Genomic DNA, 17029 nt, shown 5'->3' on the forward strand with positions numbered 1-17029 from the left:
TTGTGCTGTACTTATAGATTTTCCATGAACACTTCTTATTTATTATAATTACAAAACACCACATTACTTTTTTCTTTACTGACAAACTCAAAATTAATCACTACTAACCACATTACTCAATGTTTGTAGTACAATAAAATCATTTATGCCTTTAAATAATGTTGTGAATCGGATTTTGCTCAATAAAAATACTCCATCTATAAAAAAAGTTAAATCATAAAATAATATGATTTAACTTTTTTTAAAACAGAGTTATTATAACCCTTTTCAATTTTCTTGTCCGTAAATATTTATATTATTTTTGATGCTTACACAAATTTGCTGCACCTATAATCCCACCATCATTTCCAATATTTGATAACACAACTCGTCCTATTTCAACACTCTTATAATATTTTTCTTCTATAAGTTGTTTTTTTATTTTCGAAAGCAAAAAATCTCCCGCTGCCGAAAGGCCTCCACCAATTACAAAAATCTCTGGATCTATAACCGATATAACATTAACTATGCCAATGCATAAATACTTTACCATTCTATCAACCACTTTACATGCTAAATCATCACCTTTTTTTGCCGCTTCAAATATACTCCTTCCATCAATTTTGCTTATATCACCACCGGCATGCTCTAAAATAGATGAATTTACACCTTCCTCAAGTAGCTTTATCGAGTAATTAATAATAGCTGTAGATGAACAAAATGTCTCTAAACATCCATTCCTCCCACAATTGCAATCGTGATAATTTTCTCCAACTACCATATGGCCAACTTCAGCTCCAATACCATTAGCTCCATCATATACATTCCCATTAATAATTATTCCTGCCCCAACCCCTGTTCCTAATGTTAGCAATATCCCTGAAGTAACTCCTTGCATTGCACCAACCGCTAATTCAGCTACTCCTGCTACTGTAGCATCATTACCAACAAATACTGGAATATTTAGTGCATCCTCCATTTCACCTTTAATATCAATATTTTTCCATTTAAGATTTACACAATCAATTATTTTTCCACTTTTAGGATCTATTATACCCGGAATCCCTATACCAATGCCCTTAATTTCATTTTTTTTAATATTTGCAATATCTATACTTTTATAAATTAATCCTATCATATTTCTAATTATTTCAGTATACCCTATCTCTTTTCTTGTTGGAATTTCATCTTTATAAATTAAATCGTTGTTGCTATCTACAATCCCTATTCCTATATTTGTACCGCCTAAGTCTATTCCAATATACATTTCCCTAATCCCCCTTTTAGCAATTATTTTATATACCTAAAAAGTATTTCCTTAATTACTGCAAAACTCTCTCTAACATAAAAATTTAATGCCGTTATTTTCCCCGTAGGTGCGTTAACACAATGGATTTCCAAACCCTCGCCTTCACCAATATATTTAGCTCTAAACATATGAAAATTATTTGTTATTAACGTTACACTTATGTCTTTAGCTAAATTACCTGGGCTTTCTTCATCTATTTTTAATTCCAGTCCTTTTTGCATAATCTCTTTAGAAAACTTAAAATTTTCATATGTATTAGTGGATCTATCCTCCATTATTATATTGTCATCATCAACTCCATTTTCAACTAAATATGTTTTCATTGCCAATGCCTCAGTTATAGTTTCACCATTCCCCATACCACCACTAACTATAATAGGTATATTCGTAAACTCCTTATTAAATTCTATCGCTTTGTCCAATCTTAATTTTAAAGATCTAGATACCTTGTCTCCATTTATTCCTGCACCTAAAACTAACACATAATTAGTTTTAGTTTTATCGTTTACTCTTCCAGTATATATAATCATAACCTCTAAAACCATAAATATAACCAAGCCTAAAATCATAATAGCAATTAATAGTTTTCCAATGCTAGTATGAATCAACTTATATCTAATCATCCAATACATTATTAAACTTCCAATTGATAGAAAAAGCCAAAATTCTGCAAATGCCATATTGAATGTAACTATCTTTAATGTTATATAATAAATTAATGAAAAACTACCTAGCACCATAATTAAATTGTATAATTTTAACTCTTTGATTTTAACACCCCATTTATCTTCCTATTTTTATAATTGAAAATATAGTATGAAATTATAAAGGTTAGGGACCCACTAAAATCTATAATAACATCTCTCACCTCTGAACTTCTTCCATTAATGTACCCTTGAAGAAATTCATCGCTTATAGCCACTAAAATACACATTAATAGGATAAACGAGAAATCATTTACTCTACCCTTATAAGCCAAATACGTCACTGTAATTAAATAGCTTAAAATAAAATATTCAGTTAAATGAGCTCCTTTTCTAACTATAACTGTTAAAGCTTCTTCTTGAACATCTGTAGTATTAAATCTTATCGATATAAAATTAACCACTTTAGAACTTTTCTCAGATGATTCTACTGCCGATTGCCCTGACATATAGTAAATAAAACCAATCCATAAAATAGTTATAATTAATAATACATATTTCTTTTTTATAAAATCTCCACCTTTCACATACGAATTATTTTAAATTATATTTAAAATATTAATAAGTTACTGCAAATTCTTTTGCTATTTTAATAATTCATACATTGCCGTAGCATATATATCTGTAATCTTCATAAGAGAATTAATACTAATATGTTCATCACACGCTTCAAAGTATTCCTGATCCCCTGGAAATCTAGGCCCAAAAGATACAGTGTTCCCCAACGATCTTGCATAGGTTTTTTCTGATATACAATATTCCCTAGATATTTTGTCGCCAGTTACAGATTTATAAGCCTTCATTAACTTCTTCACTAAAAAACTATCTCTTGAAAATGAAATTGATCTAATATGACTGATATTTTTCACCTTTAATTCTGAATACTTAAATCCACTTTTGATAAGTTGAAAAACATCGCTATATATATAAGAAATTGGATACGTTATGTTAACTTTAATATTTACTTCATCATTATTTAAATTAATTAAACCTACATTAAATGTAAGTTTACCCGAATCTTCATCTTGAATACTACAACCAATATTTTCACCGTAATAAGACGTTGAAATTAATCTATGATATTCACTTATAAACTCTTTTTTATCTATAAAATCTTGAAATATAAAAAGAAATTCTATACTGTAAGAAATAGCATTAACTCCTTTTTCAGGTGTGTGCCCCTGAGATTGTTTACCGATAAACTCTATAGCCATCAATTTATTTTGCGTGAATATATTATATTCAATATTGTTATCTTCTGAAAATGCCTTTAATTCCATCTCAATTTTTTCTCTAAATCCTTCAGTACAACTTAATATAAGCGTTGATTTCGATGGCACTATTTTCGAATCATCACCACCAACAATCTGGACGATATTAATTGGAGCATCAACCTTGCTTTTAAAAACCATATTAAGATCTATATCTATAATTCCTTTTTCACCATACACTACAGGAAATACACCATCAGGAGTAAATCCTATATCTGATATAATTCCATACTCTTTATAATAATCAATACTTTTACCACCAGTTTCCTTGTCTGTTCCAATAATCAATCTTATCTTCTTTCCTTGTGGAATTAACTTTTCTTCTTCTAGCAATTTCATAGCATAAAGACATGCTATTAATTGTCCTTTACCACTAACCGCACCTTTACCATAAATATTATCATTCCTTACTTCACATCTAAAAGGATCAGTTGTACATTTATTATCTTCAGCCGTTACATCCACATGACATAGTATACTTACTATATAATCTCCATCACCTGCATCTATTTGACCACAATATCCACAAAAAATTTGGTTCTTTAATCCCCAAGAATCACCCTTATCCATTACATACTTTAGACCCCTATAAACATCTTCTCCAAATGGCATATTAGGTTTTTTATCACCTTCGATTGTTCTAATATCCATTAATTCAATTAAATCACTTATGATGTTTTCCTTGTAACTTTCGATATGTTGCTTAAACATTTTTTACTCTAGATCGTTAACACATATTTATTGTTATCGCCTAAAGCTCACCTCCTTATAATTATTAATATTAAATCAACTTATATCACAACAGCTATTTATCATATTCTTATCATACAGCTTACATATAACTTTAACTTATATGAGAACAACTTCCATAATTAGTTATATCATAAATATTGCACATATGAAATACCACTATACCACCTTAGAAAATATTTGATAAATTATATAGAATTATAAACATCTACAATATATAATTAAGTTATTACTTTAAATTGCTATAATTACATGAATATTATTAAAAAGAAGGTAGGTATTAAATGGAAATTAATAATGAACTTTTAAAAAAATATGCTAATTTAAGTGTATCCATAGGTGTAAATGTTCAACCTGAACAAATTCTCGTTATAAAATCACCTGTAGAATGCTATAATTTCACAAGATTAATTGTTGAAGAGGCCTATAAGATTGGTGCTAAAGAAGTTGTTGTTCACTGGAATGATGAGGAATGTGGTAAGCTTAAATACCTTAATTCCCCAATGGAAGTATTTGAATCTTATCCAGATTGGTTAAAAGACTCTATGCTTTTCTATGCCGAAAAAAATGCTTGCTTTCTAAGTATTAGTGCATCTAATCCAGAATTGTTAAAAGATGTAGATCCAAAGAAAATCTCTGTAGCTCAAAAAACTGCTAGCCTTTCTACAAGAAGTTTTAGCGAAAGATTAATGAGCAATAAAAATGCTTGGTCTATAATAGCACTTCCAACCAAGTCCTGGGCAACTAAAGTGTTCCCAAAATTAAGTGAAGCTGAAGCTGTAAATGAACTATGGTCGCACATATTTAAAATAGTAAGAGTGGATAGTGATGATCATGTTAAAGCTTGGGAATTTCACAAAAGCAATCTAGTAGAAAAAATTAAATACTTAAACAATAAAAATTTTAAGTCCCTTCAATATAAAAATTCAATAGGCACAGATTTAACTTTGGAATTAGTTGAAAATCATCTATGGATAGGCGGTGCAGAATACACGCCTAGTGGAGTAGAATTTATTGCAAATATGCCAACAGAAGAAATTTTCTCTATGCCTAAAAAGACTGGTGTAAATGGAAAAGTAGTTAGCTCAAAACCCCTTAACTATGGTGGTAATCTAATTAACAACTTCTCTCTAATTTTTAAAGATGGAAGAGTTGTAGAATTTGAAGCTGAAACTGGGTATGAATCCTTAAAAACTTTAATTGAAACTGATGAAGGTTCCCATTACTTAGGTGAAGTTGCCTTAGTTCCATCTGATTCCCCTATATCAAATTCAGGAATTATATTCTTCAATACTCTATATGACGAAAATGCATCTTGTCATTTTGCTTTAGGTAAAGCTTATAATTTATGCTTAGACGGTGGAGTTGAGATGACTAGCGAAGAAATATTAGCTGCAGGTGGTAATGACTCTCTAACTCATGTTGACTTTATGTTAGGAACATCTGACCTATCAATAATAGGTATAGGATTTGATGATTCTCAAACACCTATATTTATAAATGGGAATTGGGCATTTTAGCATTGTTAATAATAAAATGCAAACTCTAACTTATAATTAATCTATTTAAACTTTTATTATAAATTGATTCTAATATTTAACGGAGTTTAACTTAAGATGAATACCTCACTCCAGCTGAATATTAGAATAGGCTATGGTCGTATCCATTGTTATCCTCAACTTAAATAAGGTGAGGATGTTACAACGGCTATAAATCATCTTAAATATAAAAGGTATGAAATATAAGGATTTAATCTTATATTTCATGCCTTTTTATATGTATTTCACTATAAAAATTATGTTTAATTTTTAAGATAGTTAGTATATCTATAGTTGTTCCTATTAATTTATTATAATTAGTAATAAATTTTTAATATATTTTTTGCAGATATGATGTAATATATTAGTTGAATGATATTTAATCAATATATTAAATTAAATATAACAAAGGTGGTGTTAAATTACATGTCTAATTTTAACATATTAGTTGTTGATGATGAAATTGAAATCTGCAATGCTATAGAGATATATTTAAAACGTGAAAGCTTGAACGTGTATACAGCCTATGATGGTATTGAAGCTTTAGAAATTCTAGAAGAACAAAAAATTCATTTAATTCTTTTAGATATTATGATGCCTCGTCTCGACGGCCTTAAAACTTGCTTGAAAATTAGAGAAAATTTAAATATACCCATAATAATTTTATCAGCAAAATCTGAAAATATTGACAAAATTATAGGATTAAATAATGGTGCTGATGATTATATAACCAAACCATTTAATCATTTAGAGCTTATAGCAAGAGTAAAGTCACAACTTAGACGTTATGATAAACCTCTCGATATTGAAAATGTTAATCTTAAAGATAAAATTATAATTAAAGATTTAATTATTGATACAACTTTAAAATCTGTAGTTCTTCGTGGCGAACCAATAAAATTTACAGCCACTGAATATGGAATACTTTTGCTTCTAGCATCAAATATTGGCAGGATATTTTCAATAAAGGAAATTTACGAAAAAGTATGGAAGACCCCCTTCTATCACAGCGAAAATACAGTAACTGTACATATTCGGAGAATGAGAGAAAAAATTGAAATTAACTCAAGAGATCCCGAATATATCAAGGTAGTGTGGGGAATTGGGTACAAATTAGAAACACCTAATAATTAAAATATGAAGGTGGTGTGCAAAATTGATGACAACTTTTAAAACTTTACTTAGCAAATGGTTTAGAAACTCTACTGAATTTTTAATTATTATAGAATTTTTAATTATCTTCATAATATCTATAACGGTATTGCCTAGCTTTATATATCTAACTTTTTCAGATTATGATAATTATACTAATAACCGTAGTGTTCGTAGTACTGCCTTATTCAATGAAAATAAATTTAAAAATGAAATGCTCCAAAATAATACTATTGAATTTAGAGAACGCCTTCTAAGCTTTACCGATGGTTTTTCTAAAATAATTCACTGTGAAAATGACGAAAACGCCGAATTACTTCAAAGTAGTTTGGTAAACTCTCTTTCTGAAGACGTAGGAGTTCTATTGCTTGATAAGGTAAATAATCGATGGTTTTCCAATAGAGATTGGTTTAATGACTATCCTTTTAATCAGTTACCACCAGATGAAGCTTTACTAAAACTATCTACCGAAGATGATGTGTTTTTATATAGCTCTAATGACTTATCTCACTACACATCCCCATATGGTTATTATAACGGTGCTTACACTCCAGCTATGAACAATTTAGAAGAAATCTATTTTATACGTGGAACACAGTATAGTTATTTCGCAAAAAATATAAGACATAAGCTATACTTGTCAATCCCATTCATAAGTATATTTACACTACTTATTACAAAACATATTTTTTTAATAAAAAGTTTTTCCTTAAAACATTATACTAATAAATTTAAAAATGTTTTATTAATAAGGACCATTAAAGCTGTAAATATACTATTTATAAACATAAAATATATCTTTAAAAATCTATTTTATGATTTAACCTTAATAAGTTTATTAATATTTTGGGTAATATATCTACCTTTATACAGTATGTTTTCTTCTACAACACAATATTTAAATTTTAATAGTAATATAATTGTGATAGCTTCATTCCTAATTATAATTACAAATGTTTGTGTACGTTATTTGGAAAGTATAAATGGACGAAAAAAATTAATTAAATATGTTCATAAACTAGAAGGTGGCGATATGGATATAGACCTAAGCTTATCAAATTTAGGCAACATTTCAGATTTAGCCTTTGAAATTGATAAATTAAAAGTTAACTATAAAAGCAAGGTAGAAAATGCTCTTAAAAGTGAGAGATTTAAAACAGAGCTTATTACTAATGTATCTCATGATTTAAAAACCCCACTAACCTCAATAATAAACTATGTAGATATTCTTAAGGATGAAAATTTAAGTAAAGATGAGATTAAAGACTATGTAGCCATCTTAGATAATAAATCTAATAAACTTAAAAATCTCGTTGAAGATTTATTTGAAATATCAAAGATGAGTTCTGGCCAGATTAATTTAAGCAAAAGTGAACTAGATATTGTAGAACTCATTCATCAAAGTCTGGGTGAACTTAGCTTTCTTGGTGAAGCTAATCATCTTAAATTTAAGGTCATTGGAGATAAATCCTGTAATATTGAAGTAGATGGTTCGAGAATGTCTAGAGTAATGGACAATTTAATATGTAATGCAATTAAATACTCCCTTGAAAACTCTAGGGTTTATTTACAGGTTTCCTCCGTTGGCGAATATTGTGAAATAGTAGTTAAAAATATTTCTAAATATGACTTAGATTTTAATGAAGAAGAAATTTTAGAAAGATTTGTACGTGGAGATAAATCCAGAGGATCTAACATTGAAGGCTCTGGTCTTGGTCTAGCTATTGCGAGTACAATAATTGAACTCCATGGTGGGACTTTAAAGATAAACTGCGATGGTGATTTATTTAAAGTAATAATCAAACTTCCACTTTCTAATAAATAAAACTTTTAGATTTAGACTTAATATTAAATGTGCAAATTAAGAACTTAGTTTATCATACTATGTTTTCTTAATTTGCACATTTGTTTATATATTTTTAATATAATATCTTCTCAATTCTATATTGATTTGTTACTTAAATTCATCTAAACTATAAACTCAAGTATATAGTTTAGATGTATAAATATAACCTGATAAAGTTCTTATATACTTATAAATAAGTATATAAGAACTAAGCTTTTAACATAACATATAATTAACATACTAGTCTATCTAACAGTATTGACATAAACCAAGGAGGAAATTAATGAGTGATAACAACAATCTTTTAAAAGATGAGATAAAATTAAAACGTGAGCTTGGTCTTGGTGCTGCAACTGCAATCGTAATTGGAAATATAATAGGATCAGGTATATTTATGGCACCATCAAGTTTTGCAAGGGTTACAAATCCTAAAACCGCTATAATCGCTTGGATTATAACTGCTATAGGTTCTCTACTGATAGCCCTAAGTTTTGCTAATCTCGGTTCGAAGATACCCAAAACTGGAGGTCCTATAATTTATACAAGGGCTGCCTTTGGCGATTTTGCCGGTTTCCTAATAGCATGGTCTTTTTGGATTGGTTCTTGGGTTGGAAATGCAGCTATAATTACAGCATTTATGAGTTATTTTACATACTTTTTCCCTATTTCCACTAACCCATTGCTTGCATTCTTAATCTCCTCTGCAGTTCTATGGACACTTACTGCTATTAACATATTTGGAGTAAAGCATGCTGGTAAAATTAGTATTGTTTCAACAGTTTTAAAAATCGGAGTTCTTGTTGTATTTATTGTAATTGCCGCACTAAACTTTGATCCAACTTATTTGAATACTGTTTCTAGTCCGGAAGTGTCAGGCCTATCAACTTTACCCGCAGCCATAGCTATAGCCCTTTGGTCATTCATAGGTCTTGAAAGTGCTACTGTAGCCGGTGGAGAAATTAAAAATCCTGAAAAGAATATTAAGAAAAGTACCATCTATGGGATAATTATAGTATCTGTAATATATATTCTTATGAGCGTAGTTGCTATGGGTGCTATGAATCAGGTAGATTTAGCAAATTCTCAAGCACCACTTTCCGACATAATTAATGCAGCAACCGGCGGAACCTGGGGTGGAACATTTATAGCCATTGGGGCTTTAATCTCTACCCTTGGAGCTACCTCTGGATGGTTACTTACCACTGCAAGAGGTGCCATGGGCGCAGCAGAAGATGGACTATTCCCAGAAGCAATGAAACGTATTAATCCTAAATATAACACACCTGTTGTAGCATTAGTTGTAAGCGGAATATGTACTAATCTACTTCTAATTATGAACTATGTAGGTAGTTTACAAGGTGCCTTCGACTTTATGATATTACTTGCAACCTTAGCGTTTTTACCTGCTTACTCATTCTGCTCAGCAGCAGAAATAGTTCTTTTATTCAAAGGTGGAAAAGATTTCAATATATTTAGATTCTTAAAATATTCATTTTTCTCCCTACTTGCCTTTGGATATTCTATTTACGCAATATATGGTACAGGTTCAGAATGTGTTATGTATGGATTCATTTTAATGCTCCTTGGAATTCCTATATATGTTTATATGATGTTGCAAAAGAATAAAGATAATAAATCTGTAGATAATTTAAGAAAAGCTGTAGGTATCGATAATAAATAATTTTTTAAATACCTAATATGCGCTTCCCTATATATAAACCCATTGAAATTTTTATGCAGATTAAAAGGTTAGTTAATTAACTAACCTTTTAATCTGCATAGTTCATATGTCTCGAATTAACCACTTTACATACGCAGCTTTAATTTATACCAATTATAGTCATCAATATAAACTTGAGTATTAATTCATTATATATTTTTTTCTCTAAGTTATTTGGTTGTAGTATTCTTTATAAATGTACCTTCCTTCATTATAATATTCATCTTATCACTATCTACATTATGAATATCCTCCAAAGGATTTCCTTCTAATACAATAATATCTGCAAACTTGCCAGTTTCAAGAGTACCCGTTATATTATCTATTTTGAGCATTTCTGCACCATTTTTAGTTGCAGCTAGTATTACCTCCATATTGGTAAGTCCAGCCTTATTTAGAGTATACATCTCTGTTATTGCATACTTTCCATAAGGTGTTAGGCTACTACAAAATGAATCTGAACCAACCGTAATCCTTATACCTCTATCATTGGCATTTCTTAAATTACTAGTTATACGATTCAATTCCCTCTCCGCAGTTGTACTTCCCTCAAATTCATCATGAATTTTTCTATAAGGTGGCTCATACACAGTAAACCACTCATAAAAGAACTGTAGAGTTGGGCAAAAGGTTATATCTTTTTCTTTCATAATTTCAAGACACTCTTCATTTAGTTCTTGACCGTGGATTATTGCAGATACACCTGCCTTGCAAGAATTAAGTGCACCTTCATAGCCCTCTGCATGTGACCACACAGGCAATCCCACCATGTTACATTCATCAACAACCGCTTGAATTTCTTCCATGCAATAATGAGATGCAGCCTTTGCATCATGCCTCCATATCCCCCCACCTGTAGACCAAATTTTAATAGCATCTGGATTTTCACGAACTCGCCTTCTAATAGCCTTGCGAAGCTCCCATGGTCCATCTACTCTTTCAGCCCAAGGGTGGGAATCTTCATTATAACTTAAAGGCAGCTTATGAGAATCTCCATGTCCTGACGTTCTACAAAACCCTAATCCCGTTGTAACTATACGAGGTCCTGGTATAACACCCTCTTCTATCATATCCCTTAAATGTATTCCTGAACGTGAAATCTCCCCCACTGAAGTTAACCCATGTTCTAATGCTTCCCTTGCTTGTGCGACTGATACAATAGTTTTCTGAATTACTGGTTCGAGAACCCATTCTGTATCACTATCAGTTCTATTCCCACTAAAGTGAAGATGTGAATCAATAAGTCCTGGCATAATTGTTTTACCTTGAATATCTATAAGTTCACAATCCCCTTCTATTTCCTTTATACCTCCAGCATAAGCAATCCTCTTTCCTTCAATAATTACCAATGAATTTTCTATAGGCTCACCGCCTGTCCCATCTATTAAAAATCCACCTATAAACCCAAGTTTATTCACAATAACATCCCTCCATAATTCACCATTTAATATATTATATATTCTTATCCCTATATAAATCTTCAACCACAAAATATTAGCTATATATTTACAGCCTAGGTTTATGTTTATATTAATGAATATATTAAAATTATACTTCATGCATGTAAATTTTGCATTAATTTATGAAGAACATAATTAAATATAATAAACATCTATAAAATTAAACAATATTGATTAATTCTATAGATGTTTCCTACTTATTTCACTATACCTCTTACAACTCTATATACCCATTAAAAGATTTACTTTCAACTACTAAATTTTTATAATACCCACCTAAATCCATAAGTTTGCTATGATTTCCCGTTTCCACAATCTCACCATGTTTTAAAACTATTATATTATCCGCATTTCTTATTGTGGAAAGTCTATGGGCTATAACTAAAGTAGTTCTATCCTTTGATGCATTTTCTATAGCTTTCTGAATCAATAACTCAGTTTTGGTATCTATATTTGAAGTTGCTTCATCTAACACTAAAATTGTTGGACTATGAGCTAAAGCTCTAGCAAAAGAAAATAATTGCTTTTCACCCGCTGAGAATGTACTTCCTCTTTCCATCACTGGCTCGCTGAGTCCCTGTGGCATAGAGTTTACAAGCTCATCTGCACATGAGTCTTTGACTGCTTCCTCTACAACTTCACTATCTATTTTATCGTTCAAAGTAATATTATTTTCTATATTTCCTGAAAATAAGAATACATCCTGTAAAACCACCGCCATATTTTTCCTTAAATCTCTAAGTCGTACATCATCAATGTTTATTCCATCAATTAATATTTCCCCCTTTTGAACCTTGTAAAACCCACTAATTAAACTTATAATAGTTGTTTTTCCAGCTCCTGTTTCTCCTACAAATGCAACTGTCTCACCTTTATTTACTTGAAAACTTACATCCTTCAGAACCCAATCTTTATCATTATATGAAAACCAAACATTTTTAAATTCTATATGTCCATGTATATTATCTAAATGAATTCCAGAGTCCAGATCTTCCAGTATTTCTTCTTGATCTATTAATTCGAAAATTCTATCTGAAGAAACCAAAGCCGATTGTATCGTAGTATAGTTATCAGCCAAATCTGCAATAGGATTAAAAAACTGCTTAATATAGGTTGTAAATGCATAAAGCACGCCTATTTCCAATGTGTTATTAGATATAGCACCCATTGCATACCATATTAAAAGTGCCACTGCTAAACTTTGAAAAACATCAGCAGATGGTCTTAAAATACTATTGAGCCACACTTGGAAAGATGTAGTTTTAAAGTATTTTTCATTTAATTCTTTAAACTCTTTATTTTTTACGTTTTCACCATTAAATATTTGTATAATCTTCATACCTGAAATATTTTCTGCCATAAATCCATTTATTCTTCCAATTAAGTTTTTCATATTTTTAAAATTATCTTTTATTTTCTTCTTTAAAATGAAAATTATTAAAAACATCAAAGGAACTACACAGAATGATATAAGTGCTAGTTTCACATTTAAAGCTACCATTGCATAGACTATACCAATTAGCAAAAAAACATCTTTAAAAAGACTTATTAATACATTTGTATACATCTCACTTAATGCTTCAACGTCATTAGTCGCCCTTGTTATTAGTCTACCTGAGGACATCTTATCCAAGTAAGCTAGGGGCAAATATTGTATTATTTTAAATACTCTGGACCTTATTCCTCTCATAATACCCTGTCCAACTTTATTAATTATATTAGCTTGAGCGATAGCAAATACTCCACCTAACGCAACAACAACAAAGTATAATATCCCTAATGATGTTATTGAGTATAATCCACTTTGTACATTCCTACCTACTAAAAAATCATCAATAACAACTTTTAAAATATATGGCTTTAAAAGTTGTGCTCCATTTACTAGCAACACACAAACTATTGCCACCAAAATCATTTTACTATATGGGACAGCTAATTTAAGTAATCGCCATAAACTCTTTGATTTATTAATTGATTGCTTAGATTCCACTTTTTCTATCTTTACATTGTTCTTGGTAGATTTCATAATACACACCCCCTTTTTTAATCAATTTTTCATGAGTTCCCTCTTCTTTTATTTTCCCATTATCTAACACAATAATCTGATCTGCATCCTTAATTGAAGATATTTTATGAGAAATTATAATAGTAGATTTATCAACTCTAAGGTTTTTAAAATTCTTCAGTATTTGCTCCTCTGTAATAGTGTCTACAGCTGATAGTGAATCATCCAAAATAAGTACTCCTGGATTTTTAATGATAGCTCTAGCTATTGAAATTCTTTGTTTTTGACCGCCTGAAAGATTAACTCCCCGCTCTCCCAAAACTGTATCAAATCCCTTATCAAGTTCTGTAATACTATTATATATACAACTCTCTTTAGTTACAGCCTCTACCTGTTCTATTGAGTAATCTTCATTAAAGAATGTTATATTATCTTTTACCGATGCTGAAAACAAGAAATTGTCTTGAGGTACATATCCAAATCCGTCTCGTAATGATTCTAATTTATAACTATTAATATCAACACCATCAATTATTATTTCTCCTTGATTTACATTGTAAAGCCTTAAAATCAAGCTAGCTAGAGTAGTCTTACCCGACCCAGTTTTTCCAATTATACCCAAAGTTTTCCCTTTACCTATTGTAACACTAATTCCATCTAAAGCTTTTTCACTTGATCCTGGATAATAAAAATCTAAATCTTTAATTTTAATTTCACCCTTAATTTCTGAGTTAATCATTTCATCACCATTAATTACATCTGGTTTTACTTTAAATATTTCATTAAGCCGTTTATATGATGCTATCCCTTTTTCAATAACATTTACAATACGTCCTATAGAAATAACTGGAGCCATTATCAGCGTTAAATATGTGTTAAATGCAATAAAATCTCCTAATGTTATAGTTCCATCTATAACCATATTGCCGCCAATAATTAAATTACATATAAAGCTTATACTAAAACAAATTTCAATTATAGGTGTTAGTATAGATGAAATTCTAACCATATCTAAGTTAGCCTTCATCATTTCATCATTGAGTTCTTCAAAATTCTTTACCTCTTCATCTTCTTGAACATAAGCTTTTATTACTCTAATTCCATATATATTTTCTTGAACTCTATCTGATATAGAAGCAAAATATTCTTGAACCTTTTTAAATCTCTTCTGAACCTGTTTTCCTATCATAAGTATAACTATTACTATTATTGGTATAGGTGCAAGGCACATCACTGTAAGTCTCCAATCAATAGTATTAATCATAGAATAAATTGCAACAACACTTACTGTAACACCATTAATACTCATAGCCGTCGCTGGTCCAAATGCCATTCTAACTGCATTAATATCATTGATAGCATAGGCTATAAGGTTTCCGGTTTTCCTTCTATTATAAAATTCAGGTGACATTAATTGTAGGTGATGAAACAACTTCTCTCTTATAACACACTCAAGCTTCCTTCCACTGCCTATAATTAGATTTCTCCAAATATAAGCTGTTACAAATGTACCTACTGAAATTAGTAACATATATACAATATTTCTTCTTACATCTCCACTATTAAAGTTTGCTACTTCTAAAATATCAATGGTTTCTCCCAATATTTTTGGAAAAAGAGTTTGAATATAAGCTGCTACTAATAGAAATATTACCCCCATAATATATGAAATCTTATGCTCTATAAAAAATTCTAATATTATGTTTTTCTTCTTGACCATAACTATCCCTCCACCTTGACTTTATAATATAACCATTATTTCGTTATGCTAATTATTAGCTATACTATCTATTATATTCTCAAATTACAAATATTACTATAGCAATATTTTCTAATTATATTTACAAATATATCTCTATATATAGATTTAACTTCATATAAAAAGAAGATTTCAATAACAACTGAAATCTTCCTTTTATAACCTAATACAAAACTATTCTACAGAATATCCAGTATTACAAATGCAATTCTTGATTGATTCGTTATCTGCTGGCTGATTATATTTCACCTCTACCGTTCCCCTTGCTACATCAACACAAACTTTTTGAACACCTTCAATTTTTTCTAAAGAATTATTCAATTTTGTTCTACTTTCTGAATTTACAAGACCTGAAACATTATAGTGTACTGTTTCCATTTTGTTACCTCCTTAAATAATAAATAATATCAATTTCAGTTATATAAGATGAACATTTGCATAATTCTCATCTTATATAACTACTTCTAAATTATTATCCTTTATTCGTGTGATTTTTATCCATCGAAAATTATAGGAATTTTAACTCGTTATAAATTGACCTCCATTTACATGAATTGTTTCTCCTGTTATAAATGAAGCTCCACTTCCAGCTAAAAAAACATAACTTTCTGCAACTTCTACTGGCTGACCTGCCCTTTTATATAAAGTGTTACCGCCAAAACTAGCCACCTTTTCGCCTTGAAAACTAGCTGGAATTAGCGGCGTCCAAATTGGTCCAGGTGCCACCGCATTTACTCTTATGCCCTGTGGTGCTAAGCTTTTAGCAAGAGCTCTAGTAAGCGTAGTTAATGCTCCTTTCGTACAGGAGTAATCTATTAATGTTTCATTTCCTTCATATGCCGTAATAGATGTTGTATAAATAATAGAATCTCCCCTCTTCATATGTCCTAATACTTCTTTAGTTAAGTAAAACGCTCCAAAGAAATTTGTATCGAAGGTTTTAATTAATTGTTCTTTAGTTATCTCCGTAATTGTCTTACACTCATGTTGTTCTGCTGCATTGGAAACAAATATATTTATCACCCCATATTTTTGAATGATAGTTTCCACTGATTTCTCACAAAAATTTTCATCACCTATATCTCCAGAAATTAGCAAACATTCTCCACCATTTTTTTCAATCAAATCTCTAGTAAAGTTTGCATCCTCATGCTCATTAAGATAAATAATACATACTTTTGCTCCCTCTTTAGCATATAAAATAGATACTGCCCTACCAATCCCACTATCTCCACCAGTTATCACCGCTATTTTCCCTTTTAATCTTTCTGAAGCCTTGTGATATTCTTCTATCTCGAAAATAGGCTTAGGTTCCATTTCACTTTCTATACCTGGTTGTATGTTTTGATGTTGAGCTTTAAACCCTGTTGGAAAATTATAGTTCATACTAACACCCCTATATCAAATTTATGAATATAATTTACCCAATAGTTTATTATTATTATTCATCTAAATATATTTTGATTTCTAAAATAGTTATATATTTTAGGCAACTGCTGAAATTTAATTTTAATATTCGCTAAACTAAATATGCAA

At 30.1% G+C, this 17029-nt stretch carries 13 protein-coding genes; 4 read left to right on the forward strand and 9 right to left on the reverse strand.

The genetic code is table 11. The annotated features are described in order from the left end of the window. Positions 1–295: 295 nt before the first annotated feature. The 4 genes from RSA29_RS06195 to RSA29_RS06210 are packed head-to-tail and all read right to left on the reverse strand — an operon-like array spanning position 296 to position 3974. Positions 296–1246 carry an ROK family protein gene (locus RSA29_RS06195; protein ID WP_346931445.1) on the reverse strand — a complete coding sequence of 317 codons (951 nt, stop codon included), beginning with the start codon at positions 1244–1246 and terminating at the stop codon, positions 296–298. 23 nt (positions 1247–1269) lie between these two features. Beyond that, entirely contained in the window at positions 1270–2028 is a 759-nt protein-coding gene (locus RSA29_RS06200) for a YdcF family protein (protein ID WP_346942640.1), read from the reverse strand. Positions 2029–2045: 17 nt separating this feature from the next. Further along, positions 2046–2519, reverse strand: coding sequence for a VanZ family protein (locus RSA29_RS06205; protein WP_346942639.1), 474 nt, complete (start codon positions 2517–2519; stop codon positions 2046–2048). 57 nt (positions 2520–2576) lie between these two features. Continuing rightward, the gene (locus RSA29_RS06210; RefSeq protein ID WP_346942638.1) at positions 2577–3974 is read right to left on the reverse strand and encodes a Sapep family Mn(2+)-dependent dipeptidase; all 1398 of its coding nucleotides are present in this window, start codon (positions 3972–3974) and stop codon (positions 2577–2579) included. Between the two features lie 323 nt (positions 3975–4297). On the opposite strand from RSA29_RS06210, the gene RSA29_RS06215 reads away from it, so the two are divergent. The 4 genes from RSA29_RS06215 to RSA29_RS06230 all read left to right on the forward strand — a co-directional run bounded on the left by RSA29_RS06215 (position 4298) and on the right by RSA29_RS06230 (position 10230). After that, positions 4298–5533: an aminopeptidase gene (locus tag RSA29_RS06215; protein ID WP_346942637.1), complete on the forward strand. Its 1236-nt coding sequence runs from the start codon at positions 4298–4300 to the stop codon at positions 5531–5533. Positions 5534–5977: 444 nt separating this feature from the next. Beyond that, complete coding sequence (locus RSA29_RS06220; RefSeq protein ID WP_346931440.1) at positions 5978–6685, forward strand: response regulator transcription factor; 708 nt, start codon at positions 5978–5980, stop codon at positions 6683–6685. A gap of 25 nt (positions 6686–6710) precedes the next feature. After that, a complete protein-coding gene (locus tag RSA29_RS06225) occupies positions 6711–8528 on the forward strand; it encodes a HAMP domain-containing sensor histidine kinase (RefSeq protein WP_346942636.1) in 1818 nt (605 codons plus the stop codon). A 304-nt stretch (positions 8529–8832) separates the two neighbouring features. Further along, positions 8833–10230, forward strand: coding sequence for an amino acid permease (locus tag RSA29_RS06230; RefSeq protein ID WP_346942635.1), 1398 nt, complete (start codon positions 8833–8835; stop codon positions 10228–10230). Between the two features lie 209 nt (positions 10231–10439). Here RSA29_RS06230 and RSA29_RS06235 read toward each other — a convergent pair whose 3' ends face one another. The 5 genes from RSA29_RS06235 to RSA29_RS06255 all read right to left on the reverse strand — a co-directional run bounded on the left by RSA29_RS06235 (position 10440) and on the right by RSA29_RS06255 (position 16879). Continuing rightward, on the reverse strand, positions 10440–11687 hold the full coding sequence (locus tag RSA29_RS06235) for an amidohydrolase family protein (RefSeq protein WP_346942634.1): 1248 nt from the start codon (positions 11685–11687) through the stop codon (positions 10440–10442). A gap of 256 nt (positions 11688–11943) precedes the next feature. Then, the gene (locus tag RSA29_RS06240; RefSeq protein WP_346942633.1) at positions 11944–13755 is read right to left on the reverse strand and encodes an ABC transporter ATP-binding protein; all 1812 of its coding nucleotides are present in this window, start codon (positions 13753–13755) and stop codon (positions 11944–11946) included. Further along, entirely contained in the window at positions 13709–15454 is a 1746-nt protein-coding gene (locus RSA29_RS06245; RefSeq protein WP_346942632.1) for an ABC transporter ATP-binding protein, read from the reverse strand. The genes RSA29_RS06240 and RSA29_RS06245 overlap by 47 nt, the downstream gene beginning before the upstream one ends. A gap of 213 nt (positions 15455–15667) precedes the next feature. Next, positions 15668–15871 (reverse strand): heavy metal-associated domain-containing protein, encoded by a 204-nt coding sequence (locus tag RSA29_RS06250; protein WP_346931433.1) that lies wholly within the window; start codon positions 15869–15871, stop codon positions 15668–15670. Between the two features lie 141 nt (positions 15872–16012). Continuing rightward, complete coding sequence (locus RSA29_RS06255; RefSeq protein ID WP_346942631.1) at positions 16013–16879, reverse strand: SDR family oxidoreductase; 867 nt, start codon at positions 16877–16879, stop codon at positions 16013–16015. Positions 16880–17029: the final 150 nt, after the last annotated feature.

The sequence above is a fragment of the Clostridium sp. genome, from assembly GCF_036660475.1.
Lineage (GTDB): Bacteria > Bacillota > Clostridia > Clostridiales > Clostridiaceae > Clostridium_J.

Coding starts and splice junctions, on each gene's coding strand:
- RSA29_RS06240 (WP_346942633.1), bottom strand. CDS start 13,755: ATGAAATCTACCAAGAACAATGTAAAGATAGAAAAAGTGGAATCTAAG.
- RSA29_RS06245 (WP_346942632.1), bottom strand. CDS start 15,454: ATGGTCAAGAAGAAAAACATAATATTAGAATTTTTTATAGAGCATAAG.
- RSA29_RS06230 (WP_346942635.1), top strand. CDS start 8,833: ATGAGTGATAACAACAATCTTTTAAAAGATGAGATAAAATTAAAACGT.
- RSA29_RS06250 (WP_346931433.1), bottom strand. CDS start 15,871: ATGGAAACAGTACACTATAATGTTTCAGGTCTTGTAAATTCAGAAAGT.
- RSA29_RS06225 (WP_346942636.1), top strand. CDS start 6,711: ATGACAACTTTTAAAACTTTACTTAGCAAATGGTTTAGAAACTCTACT.
- RSA29_RS06195 (WP_346931445.1), bottom strand. CDS start 1,246: ATGTATATTGGAATAGACTTAGGCGGTACAAATATAGGAATAGGGATT.
- RSA29_RS06210 (WP_346942638.1), bottom strand. CDS start 3,974: ATGTTTAAGCAACATATCGAAAGTTACAAGGAAAACATCATAAGTGAT.
- RSA29_RS06200 (WP_346942640.1), bottom strand. CDS start 2,028: ATGGTGCTAGGTAGTTTTTCATTAATTTATTATATAACATTAAAGATA.
- RSA29_RS06215 (WP_346942637.1), top strand. CDS start 4,298: ATGGAAATTAATAATGAACTTTTAAAAAAATATGCTAATTTAAGTGTA.
- RSA29_RS06220 (WP_346931440.1), top strand. CDS start 5,978: ATGTCTAATTTTAACATATTAGTTGTTGATGATGAAATTGAAATCTGC.
- RSA29_RS06255 (WP_346942631.1), bottom strand. CDS start 16,879: ATGAACTATAATTTTCCAACAGGGTTTAAAGCTCAACATCAAAACATA.